11 protein-coding genes and 1 pseudogene are annotated in these 15,677 nt (G+C 72.1%); 11 read left to right on the forward strand and 1 reads right to left on the reverse strand.

Annotated features, from left to right (window positions below; all coding sequences use genetic code 11):
* Positions 1-13 precede the first annotated feature (13 nt).
* From ACP4IX_RS24330 to gatB, 9 genes and pseudogenes are all read left to right on the forward strand, one after another.
* On the forward strand, positions 14-712 hold the full coding sequence (locus tag ACP4IX_RS24330; RefSeq protein ID WP_426524834.1) for an SDR family oxidoreductase: 699 nt from the start codon (positions 14-16) through the stop codon (positions 710-712).
* A gap of 53 nt (positions 713-765) precedes the next feature.
* Positions 766-1,779 carry a methionine synthase gene (locus ACP4IX_RS24335; protein WP_426524836.1) on the forward strand — a complete coding sequence of 338 codons (1,014 nt, stop codon included), beginning with the start codon at positions 766-768 and terminating at the stop codon, positions 1,777-1,779.
* A 15-nt stretch (positions 1,780-1,794) separates the two neighbouring features.
* Positions 1,795-3,990 (forward strand): NAD-dependent DNA ligase LigA, encoded by a 2,196-nt coding sequence (gene ligA, locus ACP4IX_RS24340; RefSeq protein WP_426524838.1) that lies wholly within the window; start codon positions 1,795-1,797, stop codon positions 3,988-3,990.
* Positions 3,991-4,249: 259 nt separating this feature from the next.
* Positions 4,250-6,586: an EAL domain-containing protein gene (locus ACP4IX_RS24345; protein WP_426556608.1), complete on the forward strand. Its 2,337-nt coding sequence runs from the start codon at positions 4,250-4,252 to the stop codon at positions 6,584-6,586.
* 76 nt (positions 6,587-6,662) lie between these two features.
* Positions 6,663-6,838, forward strand: a pseudogene (locus tag ACP4IX_RS24350) (DUF4267 domain-containing protein); the annotation flags it as partial.
* A 147-nt stretch (positions 6,839-6,985) separates the two neighbouring features.
* A complete protein-coding gene (gene gatC, locus ACP4IX_RS24355; protein WP_003973500.1) occupies positions 6,986-7,282 on the forward strand; it encodes an Asp-tRNA(Asn)/Glu-tRNA(Gln) amidotransferase subunit GatC in 297 nt (98 codons plus the stop codon).
* Between the two features lie 5 nt (positions 7,283-7,287).
* Positions 7,288-8,784 (forward strand): Asp-tRNA(Asn)/Glu-tRNA(Gln) amidotransferase subunit GatA, encoded by a 1,497-nt coding sequence (gene gatA / locus ACP4IX_RS24360; protein WP_426526323.1) that lies wholly within the window; start codon positions 7,288-7,290, stop codon positions 8,782-8,784.
* A complete protein-coding gene (locus tag ACP4IX_RS24365; protein ID WP_055421828.1) occupies positions 8,781-9,020 on the forward strand; it encodes a hypothetical protein in 240 nt (79 codons plus the stop codon). Before gatA ends, ACP4IX_RS24365 begins: the two co-directional genes overlap by 4 nt.
* A 15-nt stretch (positions 9,021-9,035) precedes the next feature.
* Complete coding sequence (gene gatB / locus ACP4IX_RS24370; RefSeq protein WP_426526326.1) at positions 9,036-10,547, forward strand: Asp-tRNA(Asn)/Glu-tRNA(Gln) amidotransferase subunit GatB; 1,512 nt, start codon at positions 9,036-9,038, stop codon at positions 10,545-10,547.
* 69 nt (positions 10,548-10,616) lie between these two features.
* Here the strand turns inward: gatB and ACP4IX_RS24375 are convergent, their stop codons facing one another.
* Entirely contained in the window at positions 10,617-12,527 is a 1,911-nt protein-coding gene (locus ACP4IX_RS24375; RefSeq protein ID WP_426556609.1) for a protein kinase domain-containing protein, read from the reverse strand.
* A 310-nt stretch (positions 12,528-12,837) separates the two neighbouring features.
* On the opposite strand from ACP4IX_RS24375, the gene ACP4IX_RS24380 reads away from it, so the two are divergent.
* Together ACP4IX_RS24380 and ACP4IX_RS24385 are read left to right on the forward strand one after the other, a co-directional pair.
* Entirely contained in the window at positions 12,838-15,084 is a 2,247-nt protein-coding gene (locus tag ACP4IX_RS24380; protein WP_426526330.1) for an MMPL family transporter, read from the forward strand.
* A complete protein-coding gene (locus ACP4IX_RS24385; protein ID WP_426526332.1) occupies positions 15,062-15,646 on the forward strand; it encodes a GNAT family N-acetyltransferase in 585 nt (194 codons plus the stop codon). Before ACP4IX_RS24380 ends, ACP4IX_RS24385 begins: the two co-directional genes overlap by 23 nt.
* The last annotated feature ends 31 nt before the right edge of the window (positions 15,647-15,677 follow it).

The raw sequence follows: 15,677 nt of genomic DNA on the forward strand, positions 1-15,677 counted from the left end.
CGGTGATGCGAGCATGGCGGGCATGGCTACACATGTGATCACCGGAGCGGGATCCGGCATCGGCGCGGCCGTGACCCGCCGCCTGCACGAACGCGGTGACGAGGTCGTGCTGCACGCGCGCGACGCGGGCCGCGCGAAGGACCTGGCGGCCGCGTTCCCCGGCGCGAAGACGCTGGTCGGCGACCTGGCCGACCCGGACAAGCTCTCCTGGGCCTTCTCGCACCAGACCCTGCCCGACCGCGTGGACTCGCTGCTGCACATCGCCGGGGTGGTCGACCTCGGCCCGGTCGGCGACCTCACGTCCAGGACCTGGCGCAACCAGCTCAACGTCAACCTGGTCGCGCCCGCCGAACTGACCCGCCTCTTCCTGCCCCAGCTGCGCGTCGCCCAGGGCCACGTGCTGTTCGTCAACTCCGGTTCCGGCCTGAACGCCCACGCCGGCTGGTCCGCGTACGCCGCCTCCAAGCACGGCCTGAAGGCCCTGGCCGACGCCCTGCGCCAGGAGGAGCACGCGAACGGCGTCCGCGTCACCTCGGTCTACCCCGGCCGCACCGCCAGCCCCATGCAGGCCAAGGTCCACCAGCAGGAGGGCAAGGAGTACGACCCCGCCCAGTGGATCGACCCCGAGTCGGTCGCCACGACGATCCTGATGGCCCTGGACCTGCCGAGGGACGCGGAGGTCAACGACCTGACGGTGCGGCCGGGACGGTGACCGCACGCGGGGGAGCGGGCGCCGGGGCGAGGCCGCCCGCATAGGCTGGCCGGGTGAGCGACAACAGCCAGACCAGCCCGCGTTTCGGCCCCGCCACCGGCGTCGGCTCCCAGCCGGGGGACGACGCCCGCGAGGCCGTCAAGACCGCCACCGGCACCTTCGAGGACTTCCCGTACCTGCCCGAGCTGCCCGCCCGCGGCCCCGGAGCCGACATGATCGGCCGCACCGCCGGAATGCTCGTCGAGCTGTACGCGCGCGTGGAGCCCAGCGGATGGCGGCTCGGCGACCGCCCGGGGCGCGACACCAAGCGGGCCCGGGCCTGGCTCGGGCAGGACCTCGACGCCCTGGAGGAGTTCACCCAGGGCTACGAGGGGCCGCTGAAGGTCCAGGCCGTCGGCCCCTGGACGCTCGCCGCCGCCCTGGAACTCAGGAACGGCGAGGCGGTCCTCTCCGACGCCGGCGCCTCCCGCGACCTCGCCGCCTCGCTCGCGGAAGGCCTGCGCCTGCACCTGGCGGAGGTCCGGCGCCGCGTGCCGGGCGCCCGGCCCGTGCTCCAGCTCGACGAGCCGTCCCTCACCGCCGTACTGCGCGGCCAGGTGCGCAGTGCCAGCGGCTACCGCACCCACCGGGCCGTCGACCGCCAGGTCGTCGAGGCAGCGCTCCGCGACGTCGCCGGGGTGCACGGGGACGGCCCCGTCGTGGTCCACTCCTGCGCACCGGACGTGCCGTTCGCCCTGCTGCGCCGGGCTGGCGTCGCGGGTGTCTCCTTCGACTTCTCGCTCCTCACCGAGCGTGACGACGACGCGATCGGCGAGGCGGTCGAGGGCGGCACCCGGCTGTTCGCCGGTGTCGTCCCGGGCACCGATGCCGCATTGTCAGACCCTGCCGGTAGCGTCATGGGGGTCAGGACGCTGTGGCGCAGGCTGGGGCTGCATCCGGGACTTCTCGCGGAGGCGGTCACCGTCACGCCGGCGTGCGGACTCGCGGGCGCGTCCCCCGAGTACGCCCGCCGGGCCCTCGCCCACTGCGCCCGGGCGGCGAGATCCCTCGCGGACGACCCAGAGTAACGGGAGGACAACACGGTGGCCGGCGACAAGCAGGCGGAGACGACGAGCGTGCCCGCCGAGGCGCGCGAGAAGCACGTGCAGCTCGCTGAGCGGATCGAGGAGCACCGCTTCCGGTACTACGTGAAGGACGCCCCCGTCGTCAGCGACGCGGACTTCGACCGGCTGCTGCGCTCCCTGGAGGAGCTGGAGGAGCAGTACCCGGAGCTGCGCACCCCGGACTCCCCGACCCAGAAGGTCGCCGGGTCCTACGAGACGGAGTTCACGGCCGTCGAGCACCGCTCCCGCATGCTCTCCCTCGACAACACCTTCAACGACGACGAGCTCGCCGCCTGGACCGAGCGCATCGCCCGGGAGCTCGGCGAGCAGGAGTACCACTTCCTGTGCGAGCTGAAGGTCGACGGACTCGCCGTCAACCTCACCTACGAGCGCGGCCGGCTCGTCCGCGCGGCCACCCGCGGCGACGGCCGCACCGGCGAGGACATCACACCCAACGTCCGCACCATCGCCGAGATCCCGGAGCGCCTGCAGGGGGACGAGGTCCCCGACCTCGTGGAGATCCGCGGCGAGGTCTACTTCCCGATGGAGAAGTTCCAGGAACTCAACCAGCGGTTGAACGAGGCGGGCGACAAGCCCTTCGCCAACCCGCGCAACGCGGCGGCCGGTTCGCTGCGCCAGAAGGACCCGCGCGTCACCGCCACCCGCCCGCTGCACATGGTCGTCCACGGCATCGGCGTCCTGGAGGGCTTCACGGGCATGACCCGCCTCTCCCAGGCCTACGACCTGCTGAAGACCTGGGGCCTGCCCACCTCCCCGCACAACAGGGTGGTCGACGGACTCGACGGCGTACGCGAGTTCATCGCGTACTACGGCGAGAACCGGCACTCCGTGGCGCACGAGATCGACGGTGTCGTCGTCAAGCTCGACGAGATCCGCCTCCAGGGACGCCTCGGCTCCACGGCCCGGGCACCGCGCTGGGCCATCGCCTACAAGTACGCGCCGGAAGAGGTCAACACCAAGCTCATCGACATCAAGGTCGGCGTCGGCCGCACCGGCCGTGTCACGCCGTACGCGCAGGTGGAACCGGTCACGGTGGCCGGCAGCGAGGTGGAGTTCGCCACCCTGCACAACCAGGAGGTCGTCAAGGCCAAGGGCGTGCGCATCGGCGACACCGTGGTGCTGCGCAAGGCCGGTGACGTCATCCCGGAGATCCTCGGGCCGGTCGTCGACCTGCGGGACGACACCGAGCGGGAGTTCGTCATGCCGGCCGAGTGCCCCGAGTGCGGGACGCCGCTGAAGGCCATGAAGGAGGGCGACATCGACCTCCGGTGTCCCAACGCCCGTACGTGCCCGGCCCAGTTGCGCGAGCGAGTCTCCTACCTCGCCGGCCGGGAGTGCCTGGACATCGAACACTTCGGCGGCGTCGTCGCGGCGGCGCTGACCGGACCGCTGGAGCCGGCCGACCCGCCGCTGGTGGACGAGGGCGACCTCTTCGACCTCACCGTCGAGAAGCTGCTGCCCATCAAGGCGTACGTCCTCGACCCGGACAGCGGGCTGCCCAAGCGCGACCCGAAGACCGGCGAGGAGAAGATCGTCACGGTCTTCGCCAACAAGGAGGGCGAGCCCAAGAAGAACACCCTCGCGCTGCTGAAGCACATCGAGGAGGCCAAGACCCGACCGCTCGCCCGCTTCCTCAACGGACTCTCCATCCGGCACGTCGGGCCGGTCGCCGCCCAGGCCCTGGCCCGCGAGTTCCGCTCGCTCGACCGCATCGAGCAGGCCACCGAAGCGGAGCTGTCGAACACCGACGGCGTCGGCCCGATCATCGCCGGCGCCCTCAAGGAGTGGTTCGCCGAGGAGTGGCACCGCGAGATCGTGCGCAAGTGGAAGGCGGCCGGAGTCCCGTTGGAGGACCGGTCGACGGGGGAGGACGAGGGGCCGCGCCCGCTCGAAGGACTCACCGTCGTCGTCACCGGCACCCTGGAGGACTTCACCCGGGACGGAGCCAAGGACGCCCTGCAGAGCAGGGGTGCGAAGGTGACCGGATCGGTGTCCAAGAAGACGTCGTTCGTCGTGGTCGGTGACAACCCGGGATCGAAGTACGACAAGGCGATGCAACTGAAGGTGCCGGTTCTGAACGAGGACGGTTTCACCGTCCTGCTCGAACAAGGACCCGAAGCGGCGGCCGGCGTAGCGCTTTCGGCTGAGGAATAGCGGTTGAAGGCCACCCGATCGGCGCATACCAGATGCATACGGTTGGCCAGGTCGCATTCGGGCAACCGTCGACGACCGGTGCCCCTGGAAGCCTTCCGCGGCCTACTGTTGAGATGTGCGCCTGCCGTGCCCAGTTGCGGTCGGGGCATCCCCCTGCCCCCGAGGGACAGGGGGAAGGGTTGTCCGACGCGGAGCCGTTGATGGTGGTCGAGGCGGGGGCCGCGTGGCGTGGGCACCGCCGGCTGTGAGAGGGACGGGAATGGAACCGACCGAGAGCGCCGCCGCGGGCTCACGGCTGCGCCTGCGTCGCATGGCGGGCGCGCGGCACGTGGGCCGGTGGCTCGGGCAGCGCGGTGGCGGCGCACCGCATCCCGCGCCCGCCGCCCGCGGCTCCGCGCCGCCGTCCGCCGGCCGTGACTCCGCGCCGCCGTCGACCGCCGGCGGCTCCGCGCCGCCGTCCACCGCCCGCGGCTCCGCGCGGCCGTCCGCCGGCCGTGGCTCCGGACCGCCGGCCGCCCGCCGCCCCTCCGTGCTGTCCGACGCCGACGCCGACGGCGAACGGCACCTGTCCTGGCCCGCCTTGCCCGCGGCGATCGTCGCGACCGCGGCCTTCGTGCTGGGTGCCGGGTTCTACCGTGCGTTCACCGACGGCCACGCCCTCTTCCCGTCCGGCACCGCAGGCTGGTCCCTGGCCGTGCTGACCGGCATCGTCGTCGGCCACCTGGTGATGCTCGGCCGCTCCCGCTGGTGGGGCGGCACCGGCTCCGGCGCCGCCCTCACCCTCGCCGTCCTGATGCTGTACGGCTGGGTTCCGGCCGGCATGGTCAGCCTCACCGTCGTCGTCCTGGTCGGCATAGCCCGCCGGGGCCGCTGGCGACAGGGCCTCCTGCACGGCGCGGTGGACATCCTCGGCATCGCCGCGGGCGCCCTGCTGCTGGGCTTCTGCGGCTCCGAGCCGTCCGTGGAGGAACCCTGGGACCCGAACACCTGGGGGGTGTCCGCGGCACCCAAGGTGGTGCTCGTCGCCGTCGCCTACCTCGCCGTCACCCGCGCCCTGCTGTGGTACCTGCAGACGCCGCGCCCCGGTCTGCCCACCGTCGCCCGCACCGCCCTGGTCAGACAGGGCCTGGTCGCCGTCGCACTGCTCGGCATCGCCCCGCTGATCTGCGTGGTCGCCGTCGCCAAACCGCTGCTGCTGCCGCTGTTCTCCATCCCGCTGATCGCCCTCGACTCCACGCTGTGGATCGCCCGCGCCCGGGCCGAGGAGCAGTTGCGGGACCCGCTCACCGGACTGCCCAACCGGCAGTGGCTGCTCGAGCGGACCTGGGCCGCCCTGGACGACGCCGAGCGCATCGGTGCCCGCTCCGCCCTGATGCTGATCGACCTGGACCGCTTCCGGTCGGTCAACGACACGCTCGGACACCTCGCCGGCGACCGGCTGCTGCTGCAGACCGCCGACCGGCTGCGGCAGGCCCTGCCGCGCGGAGCGGAGGCCGCGCGGCTCGGCGGCGACGAGTTCGCCGTCCTCCTGCCCGTCGCCGACTCCACCACGTCGGCGACCCGGGTGGCCCGGGGCCTGGTGGCCGCGCTCAGCTCCCCGATGGACCTGGACGGACTCACCCTCGTCCTGGAGGCCAGCGCCGGGGTCGCCGTCTTCCCCGACCACGCGCTGGACGCCGAAGGCCTGCTGCGCCGCGCGGACGTGGCGATGTACCAGGCGAAGCGGGACCGTACGGGCGTGGAGGTCTACGAGTCCAAGCGGGACTCCAACACCCCGGACCGGCTCGGGCTGCTGGGCGACCTCCGCCGGGCCCTGGACGCCCACGAGGTCGAGCTGCACTACCAGCCCAAGGTCCGCTTCGACGGACAGGTCGCGGGCCTGGAGGCCCTGGTCCGCTGGGTGCACCCCGAGCGTGGCAAGGTGCCGCCGGACGAGTTCATAGCGATCGCCGAGTCCTCCGGCCTGATGCCCCATCTGACGGAGTACGTGCTGGAGACGGCCCTCGGGCAGGTCGCCCGCTGGCGCTCCCAGGGCCTGTTCGTGCCCGTCGCGGTCAACGTCTCCCCGCGTGACGTCCACACCCCCGGCTTCGCGGGCGCGGTCGCCGCCCGGCTCGCCCGGCACGGCGTCCCGGCGGGGGCACTCCAACTGGAGATCACGGAACACGTCCTCCTGGAGGACCCGCAGCGCGCCGCCGACACCCTCAACGCGCTGACCGGCCACGGCGTGAAGATGTCCCTCGACGACTTCGGCACCGGGTACTCCTCCCTCGTCCACCTGCGACGGCTCCCGGTCAGCGAGCTGAAGATCGACCGCTCGTTCGTGGCCCGGCTGGCCGTCGACACCGAGGACGCGGCGATCGTGCGCTGCACCGTCGACCTGGCGCACTCGCTCGGTCTGCTCGTCGTCGCCGAGGGGGTGGAGGACGACGAGACCTGGGAGCGCCTGCGCGACCTGGGCTGCGACGCCGTACAGGGCTGGCTGGTGGCGGCCGCGATGCCGCCCGAGGAGACGACGGCGTGGCTGCGTGCGCGGGGCTCGCGGGGCTGGGTGAGGCCGGCCGCCGCACTGCCCGTGGCGGCGACCGACGAGTGACCCGCCCACCCGCCGGCCCCTGTCACCCGTCCGGCGGTTGCGCCCCTCGCGAAGGAGGGCGTCCGCCGATTCCCCGCTGGTCTTCGCGGGCGCCCGTGCCGAGGCGTGGTTCATGCTGGGCGTGGCCCTCGTGCCGCTCGGCGACACGCTCACCGTGCTGCGCCACGGGGGTACGAGAGCCGTGGCCTTCGGCGTTCACTTCGCCACCGCGCTCGTCGTCCTCGTGCTGCGCCCGGCCTGCTCTTCGCGCTCCGAGCGGCTCCCCGCCCGCGGCCGGGAGGGAGCGGCGGAGGGAAACCGTTTAACGGGCACGGGGCGCCGCCCCATAGGATTGGGCCAAACCGACTTGCCAAAGCCGATTTGCCCACACCACACACACTCACCCCAGAGGAACGCTGCATGCCTGGCATCACGCGCGAGGAGGTCGCCCACCTCGCCCGGCTGGCGCGTCTGGAGCTGAAGCCCGAAGAGCTCGAGCACTTCGCGGGACAGCTGGACGACATCATCGGCGCGGTCGCCCGCGTCAGTGAGGTCGCCGACCAAGACGTACCGCCGACCTCGCACCCGCTCCCGCTGACGAACGTCATGCGGCCGGACGAGGTCCGTCCGTCGCTCACGCCCGAGCAGGCGCTCTCCGGCGCCCCGGCCCAGGAGCAGCAGCGTTTCAAGGTGCCGCAGATCCTGGGGGAGGAGTAACCGCCATGAGCGATCCCATCATCAAGCTCACCGCGGCCGAGATCGCCGCGAAGATCGCCTCCGGCGAGCTGACGGCCGTCGAGGTCACCGAGGCCCACCTGGCCCGCATCGAGGCCGTCGACGAGAAGGTGCACGCCTTCCTGCACGTCGACCGCGAGGGCGCCCTCGCGCAGGCCCGCGCCGTCGACGAGAAGCGCGAGCGCGGCGAGAAGCTCGGCCCCCTGGCCGGCGTCCCGCTCGCGCTCAAGGACATCTTCACCACCGAGGGCGTCCCCACCACCGTCGGCTCGAAGATCCTCGAGGGCTGGATCCCGCCCTACGACGCGACCGTCACCCAGCGTCTGAAGGCCGCCGACGTCGTCATCCTCGGCAAGACCAACATGGACGAGTTCGCCATGGGGTCCTCGACGGAGAACAGCGCGTACGGCCCGACCGGCAACCCCTGGGACCTCACCAAGATCCCCGGCGGCTCCGGTGGTGGCTCCTCCGCCGCCCTCGCCGCCTTCCAGGCGCCGCTCGCCATCGGCACCGACACCGGCGGCTCCATCCGCCAGCCGGCGGCCGTCACCGGCACGGTCGGCGTCAAGCCGACGTACGGCGGCGTCTCCCGCTACGGCATGGTGGCCTTCTCCTCCTCCCTCGACCAGGGCGGCCCCTGCGCCCGTACGGTTCTGGACGCGGCCCTGCTGCACGAGGTGATCGCCGGGCACGACCCGATGGACTCCACCTCCATCGACGCCCCGGTCCCCGCGGTCGTCGAGGCCGCCCGCAACGGCAGCGTCGAGGGCATGCGGGTCGGCGTCGTCAAGCAGTTCCGCGGCGAGGGCTACCAGCCCGGTGTCATCCAGCGCTTCGACGAGTCCGTCGAACTGCTGAAGGAACTGGGCGCCGAGGTCGTCGAACTGGACTGCCCGTCCTTCGACCTCGCCCTGTCGGCGTACTACCTGATCGCCCCCTCGGAGTGCTCCTCCAACCTCGCCCGCTTCGACGGCCTGCGCTACGGCGCGCGCGTCGGCGACGACGGCACGCACTCCGCGGAGGAGGTCACCTCCCTGACCCGCGAGGCCGGCTTCGGCCCCGAGGTCAAGCGCCGCATCATGCTCGGCACGTACGCCCTGAGCTCGGGCTACTACGACGCGTACTACGGCAGCGCCCAGAAGGTCCGCACCCTGATCAAGCAGGAGTTCGAGCGGGCCTTCGAGCAGGTCGACGTGATCGTCTCCCCGACGACGCCGACCACCGCCTTCGCGATCGGCGAGCGCGCCGACGACCCGATGGCGATGTACCTGGCCGACCTGTGCACCATCCCCACCAACCTGGCGGGCAACGCGGCCATGTCGCTGCCCTGCGGCCTCGCCCCCGAGGACAACCTGCCGGTGGGCCTGCAGATCATCGCCCCCGCCATGAAGGACGACCGGCTCTACAAGGTCGGCGCCGCCGTCGAGGCCGCGTTCGTGGAAAAGTGGGGCCACCCGCTGATCGAGGAGGCACCGTCGCTGTGAGCGCACTGACCAAGGCAAAGGGCTTCAAGAAGTCCCGGTCCGGCCTGTACGTCTCGATGGCCACGTCGGCGTTCGGCGCCGTCGGGGTGTACAAGCAGATCAAGAAGGCCCGCGGAGACAACGACACGCTGCGGCTGCTCGACGCCGTCGTGACCGGCGCCGCGGTCGTCACCAACCTCGCCATCCTCTACCGCGAGCTGAAGCGCCTGGGCGACGACGACGTCCTGCTGGGCTGAGAGGGAAGTTTCACCGTGACCACCACGACCGACCTGGTGTCGTACGAGGACGCGCTGGCGTCGTACGACCCCGTCATGGGCCTCGAGGTCCATGTCGAACTCGGCACCCACACCAAGATGTTCTGCGGTTGTTCGACCGCACTGGGCGCCGACCCCAACACCCAGACCTGTCCCGTCTGCCTCGGCATGCCCGGCGCGCTCCCGGTCGTCAACGCGACCGGCGTCGAGTCGGCCATCAAGATCGGTCTCGCGCTGAACTGCGAGATCGCCGAGTGGTGCCGCTTCGCCCGGAAGAACTACTTCTATCCGGACATGCCGAAGAACTTCCAGACCTCCCAGTACGACGAGCCGATCGCCTTCGACGGCTACCTCGACGTGCAGCTGGAGGACGGGGAGACCTTCCGCGTGCAGATCGAGCGCGCGCACATGGAGGAGGACACCGGCAAGTCGCTGCACGTCGGCGGCGCGACGGGCCGTATCCACGGCGCCTCGCACTCCCTCCTCGACTACAACCGCGCCGGCATCCCGCTCATCGAGATCGTCACCAAGCCGATCGAGGGAGCGGGCGAGCGGGCCCCCGAGGTCGCGCGGGCCTACGTCCGTGAACTGCGCGAACTCATCCGTGCCCTCGGTGTGTCCGAGGCCCGCATGGAGATGGGCCAGATGCGCTGCGACGTGAACCTGTCGCTGCGCCCGCACGGCCGGGAGAAGTTCGGCACCCGCAGCGAGACCAAGAACGTCAACTCCCTGCGTTCGGTCGAGCGCGCGGCCCGCTTCGAGATCCAGCGGCACGCCGCCGTGCTGAACGACGGCGGCACGATCATCCAGGAGACCCGCCACTTCCACGAGGACACGGGGTCCACGACCTCGGGCCGCGTGAAGGAGGAGGCCGAGGACTACCGGTACTTCCCGGAGCCCGACCTGGTGCCGGTGGCCCCCTCGCGCGAGTGGGTCGAGGAGATCCGGTCCGCCCTGCCCGAACTGCCGCTGGTGCGCCGCAACCGGCTCCGCGAGGAGTGGGGCATCTCCGGCACCGACATGCAGTCGATCCTCAACGCCGGCGCGCTGGACCCGATCGTCGCCACGATCGACGCCGGTGCCGACGCCGCGTCCGCCCGCAAGTGGTGGATGGGTGAGCTGGCCCGCAGCGCCAACGAGTCGGGCAAGGCGCTCGACGAGCTGGCGATCACGCCGGAGCAGGTCGCCCGGGTCACCGAGCTGGTCACCAAGGGCGACCTGAACGACAAGCTGGCCCGCCAGGTCATCCTCGGCGTGCTCGCCGGTGAGGGCACGCCGGACGAGGTCGTCGACCAGCGCGGCCTGAAGGTCGTCTCCGACGAGGGCGCGCTGACCGCCGCCGTCGACGAGGCCATCGCCGGCAACCAGGGCGTCGTGGACAAGATCCGCGGCGGCAAGGTGGCCGCGGTCGGCGCCCTGGTCGGTGCGGTCATGAAGGCGACCCGGGGTCAGGCGGACGCGGCGCGCGTCAAGGAGCTGATCCTGGAGAAGTTGGGCGTCGAGGGCTGAGCGCCCGCCCGCGCCGCATGACGGGGCGGTGCTCCCGGACCTCGTGTCCCGGAGCACCGCCCCTCGTGTTCACCTCGTGAGCGTGGGGTCGGCGAGCAGCAGGTCGCCCATGTCGCAGCTGCGGTCCGGGTCGCTGTACGCGATGCGCAGCCGCAGCCCGTTCTCGACCTTCATGTCCAGCTCGCGCGGCTTGCCGAGATCGACCTGCCCGGTGAACAGGGACTGTCCGTCCACGGACACCTCGACGCGGGACGACGTGTTCGCCGAGACGTCGGACACACCGGCGGTCATGGTGAGGTTCTTCCACTCACGACCCAGGTTGTACTCGGCCCACCCGCTGCACTCCCTGTCCCCGCCCTCGGGGACGAGAGCCGTCTCGTAATGCCGGTTGTTCATGGTGCCGTCGCCGACGGTGAGTGAGGCGTTCACGTCCTGGGCGACCGTCTCGAAGGTCGTCAGCGACACCGAGGACGCCTGGTCCGCCACCCCGTCGTTCCCGGTTCCCGCCGAAGACTCGTCCGAGGACGGACCGGTGGTCGTCCCCCCGTCCGCCACCGGACTCTCCACCGCCGCGTCCGGCGCCGCCGTGACCGTGGCCGTCGCCGTGACCGTCCTGGTCACGGTGGGGGACGCGCCGTTCGTGGTGCCGTCGTCGGCCATGGCCTGGACGCCGATGACGGCCAGCGAGGCGACGAGCGCCACGGCCAGCACGGGGACCAGCACCCGCCGCGCCCTGTCCCCGCCGCTCGGACGACCGGGAGCGGCGCCGGTCGTGGCGCCACCAGCGGCCCCGGCGCCGGGGAGCGGCGGGACGGGCGGCCCGAAGCTCCCGAGCGGGGCCGGGTGCTCGGGCCCGCTGCCGCCCGCGTCCGCCACCGGCGCCGAAACCGGGGCCCCGACCGGCCCGGGCTCGGGCGCGTGCGTCACCGTCGTCGGCGGCGCCTGCGGCCCCGCCGGCCCGGAGACGGCGGAGCCGGTCACGGTGGTCGGGGGAGCCTGGGTCGGGTGCGGCGGCGGGGCCGTCGGCGCGGCCGTCACCGTCGTGGGCGGCTGCTGGGTGCCGGTGGACCCCGCGGGTACGGCGTCCCGCACCGGGTTCGTCGTCGACACCACCGCGTCCCGCACGTCGCTCAGCCAGGCGCGCAGGCTCTCGGGCCGCTGGGCCGGGTCCGTGGCGCAGATCGTCAGGACCCGCTCGGCACGGTCCGGGGCGAGCGCCTGTACCGACGGCAGGTCCGCCAGCGCGGCGCGCAGCTGTTCCGGGGTGCTGGGCGGCGTCTGCCCGCTCAGCAGGAAGTACGTGATGGCTCCGAACGCGTACCGGTCCGTGTTCGGGGTGCGCTTGCCGTCGAACACCTCGGGCGCCGCGTACCCGGGCGTGAACCAGACCTCCGCGGTCTGGTGGTCCGCGGTGAGCTTGCTGAGGCCGAAGTCGACGAGCGTGGCCTGCCCGTGCACGTCGACCATGATGTTGCCCGGTGACAGGTCACCGTGGATCACGGTGCGCCCGGACGGTGTGGCCCGGCCGGAGTGCAGCCAGTCGAGGGTGTCGGCGAGCTGCTCCAGCACCCGGCCGGCCTCGCGCCGCTCGGCATGCGTGGCGAGGGTGCGTTCGGCCCGCCAGTCCCGCAGGTCGAGGCCGTCGACGTGGTTCATCACCAGGACCAGCGCCCGTCCCGCGGCGGACCCGGCCCCGCCCTGCGCGTGGATCGGCGGCCCCTCGAAGTGCTCACGGACCCCCACGACCCCCGGCCGCCCCACGAAACGCAGCAGCTCCGCCTGGTCGTTCCACTTGGCGCTCAGCCGCTCGAACTGGTCCGGCGTGAGCGTGTTCTTCGCGTCGAGCACCTTGACGACCACCGTCTCGGGCTCGCCGTCCAGCTGGATCGTCGCCCGGTACAGCACGGCCTCACCGCCCCGGCCGATCGAGTTGAGGAGCCGGTACCGGTCGGGTGCCACGTCCGGTCCGATGTAGTGCATGGCACTGTTCAAGTCGATTGCCCCCCGGCGTAGACGAGTTGATGGCTCAGTACGAGCATGCGGTGCCGTAGGTGAGCGCGCGTCAGCTTGCCCGGCACTCGTCGCCCAAGTCAACGACAGCACCATGCGGCCCAGCGGTTCCCTCGGGGCGATGCGGCGGAATTGTGAATAAGCCCACTAAAGCCTCAAACGATCATCTATGCCTGAAAGAGTGGCTCGGCATCGCTGATGCGTTCTTTGCGGGCTGTTCACACGATGAACGACTGTTCCCGGTCAAAGATCAACAATCGGACACCCTGGGAGCACGCTCGTGGCAGCCCTAGCACGCTGGTGCATCCAGCGCCGCCTCGTCGCCGTCCTGCTCTGGCTCGTCGCCTTCGGCGGCGTCGCCACGGCCGCCGCGGTCACCGGCTCCGCGTACTCCAACGACTACGGGGTACCCGGCACCGACTCCGACCGTGCCTCCCGGCTGCTCGCCTCCGGCTTCCCCGGCCTCGGCGGCGGCAGCGACACGATCGTGTGGCACACGACGACGGACACCGTCCGCGCCACCGACGTCGAACAGGCCATGACCCGCACTCTGGACCGTATCGCGGAGCTGCCCGGTGTGGCCTCGGTGACCAACCCGTACGACGACCCCGACTCGCCCCTGATCAGCGAGAACGCCCGGACCGCGTACGCCCCGGTCACCTTCGGGGACGCCTCCCAGGACATCGACGCGGGGGAGGCGCGCGCCGTGGTCGACGCCGCCGAGGCGGCCGAGACCGCCGGGCTCCAGGTCGAACTGGGCGGCGGCGCCGTCGCGCTCACCGAGGCGCCGGACGGCCATCTCGCCGAAGCCCTCGGTGTGGCCGTGGCCGCGGTCGTGCTCTTCCTCGCCTTCGGTTCCCTCGCCGCCGCCCTGCTGCCCATCGCCACCGCGCTGGTCTCCGTCGGCACCGCCTACGCCGGCATCACCCTGCTCGGCCACGCCATGACCGTCGCGGACTTCGCACCCATGCTGGGCACCCTCGTCGGACTCGGCGTCGGCATCGACTACGCGCTGTTCATCGTCACCCGGCACCGGCGCGGACTGAAGCGCGGGCTCTCCGTGGCCGAGGCCGCCGAGAACGCCGTGGCGACCACCGGACGGGCGGTCGTCTTCGCGGGTGCCACCGTCTGCATCGCCCTGCTGGGCATGCTGATCCTCCGGCTCAGCTTCCTGGGGGGCGTGGCCGTCGCCGCCGCGCTGACCGTCGTCCTCACCGTCGCGGCCTCCGTGACCCTGCTGCCGGCGCTGCTGTCGTACATCGGCCCCCGCTCCCTGAGCAGGCGCGAGCGGCGCCGGATGGCGGAGCACGGGCCCGAACCCGAGCTGCCGACCGGGTTCGCCGCCCGCTGGTCGACGCTGGTCGAGCGCCGTCCCAAGCTGCTCGGCGCCATCGCCCTCGTCGTCATCACCGTCCTCGCGCTGCCCACCCTGGGGCTGCGCCTGGGCACCTCCGACCAGGGCAACGACCCCAAGGGCACCACCACCCGCCAGGCCTACGACCTCCTCGCCGAGGGCTTCGGACCCGGCGTGAACGGCCCTCTCACCCTGGTCACCGAGGTCGGCGGAGCCGAGGACCGGCTCGCGCTGGACAACCTCGGCGCCTCCCTGCGCACCACCGAGGGCGTCTCCTCGGTGACCCCGGTGACGTACGACTCCGGCGGCGACACCGCGTACCTCACCGTCGTACCCGAGTCGGCCCCGCAGTCCCGGACCACCAGCGACCTCGTCGACCGGCTGCGCTCCGAGGTACTGCCCCGCGCCGAGTCCGGCACCACGCTCGACGTGCACGTCGGCGGCGTGACGGCCGGCTACGACGACTTCGCCGACGTCATCGTCGGCAAGCTGCCCCTCTTCGTCGGCGTCGTCATAGGCCTGGGCTGCCTGCTGCTCCTGCTGGCCTTCCGCTCCGTCGGCATACCGGTCAAGGCCGCCGCGATGAACGTCGCCGCCGTCGCCGCGTCCTTCGGTGTCGTCGTGGCGATCTTCCAGTGGGGCTGGGGGAGCGAACTGCTCGGCCTCGGCAGCGCCGGCCCGATCGAACCCTTCCTGCCCGTGATCATGGTGTCGGTCCTCTTCGGGCTCTCCATGGACTACCAGGTCTTCCTGGTCAGCCGGATGTACGAGGAATGGCTGGAGACCGGCGACAACCGCCGTGCCGTCCGCGTCGGCCTCGCCGAGACCAGCCGGGTGATCAACTCCGCCGCGGTCATCATGATCGCGGTCTTCCTCGCCTTCGTCCTCAGCGGCGACCGGGTGATCGCCATGTTCGGCATCGCGCTCGCCGCCGCCGTCGCCCTGGACGCCTTCGTGCTCCGTACGCTCCTGGTGCCCGCCCTGATGCACCTGCTCGGCGGCGCCAACTGGTGGCTGCCGCGGCGGCTGGACAGGCTCCTGCCGCGCATCAGCATCGAGCCGCCCGAGTGCCGCGTCGCCCATGAGAGGCTGGCCGCGGCGACGGACGCCGAAGTGGCGGACGTCCTGGCGGAGGAGGAGCGGAAGCGGGATGTACGCGATACCACTGGGTGAGGACGGAGCCGAACTGCGTCCCCTGGAGACCTGGCACGCCGAGGAGTTCCTGGCCCACCTGGACCGGGGCAGGGAGTTCATCACACAGCACATCCCCTTCGGGGTGAAGGCCACCGACGTCGACTCCGCCCGCGAACTGATCCAGGCCTACGCCGACCGCCGTGCCGCCGGCAGCGGCTTCCTGCACGGGCTGTGGCTGGACGGCAAGCTCGTCGGCGGCCTGCTGTTCCGGGTCTTCGACGCCGCCACCGGTGTCTGCGAGATCGGCTGCTGGCTGGAGCCCGCCGGGACGGGCCGGGGCCTCGTCACACGCGGCGCCCGGGTCCTGATCGACTGGGCGTTCGACGAGCGCGGCATGCACCGCGTGGAGTGGCACGCGTCGTCCGCCAACACCCCGAGCGTCAACGCCGCACGGCGACTCGGCATGATGCGGGAGGGCGTGTTGCGCGAGAGCTTCCCCTACCGGGGTGCCCGCCAGGACATGGAGGTGTGGGCGGTGCTCGCGCCCGAGTGGCGTGCGGCACGTGAGGCACGCGCGCGTGCCGCTCACAAGGAACGTTAAGGGACCTCTCAGACAGCGTCCGTACGGTGCG

The sequence above is a fragment of the Streptomyces sp. WG5 genome (genome assembly GCF_049974565.1).
Lineage (GTDB): Bacteria > Actinomycetota > Actinomycetes > Streptomycetales > Streptomycetaceae > Streptomyces.

Bases quoted from the DNA above. Each gene is read 5' to 3' on its own strand.
- ACP4IX_RS24330 (WP_426524834.1), top strand. From the start codon at position 14: ATGGCGGGCATGGCTACACATGTGATCACCGGAGCGGGATCCGGCATC.
- ACP4IX_RS24345 (WP_426556608.1), top strand. From the start codon at position 4,250: ATGGAACCGACCGAGAGCGCCGCCGCGGGCTCACGGCTGCGCCTGCGT.
- gatC (WP_003973500.1), top strand. From the start codon at position 6,986: ATGCCTGGCATCACGCGCGAGGAGGTCGCCCACCTCGCCCGGCTGGCG.
- gatA (WP_426526323.1), top strand. From the start codon at position 7,288: ATGAGCGATCCCATCATCAAGCTCACCGCGGCCGAGATCGCCGCGAAG.
- ACP4IX_RS24375 (WP_426556609.1), bottom strand. From the start codon at position 12,527: ATGCACTACATCGGACCGGACGTGGCACCCGACCGGTACCGGCTCCTC.
- ACP4IX_RS24385 (WP_426526332.1), top strand. From the start codon at position 15,062: ATGTACGCGATACCACTGGGTGAGGACGGAGCCGAACTGCGTCCCCTG.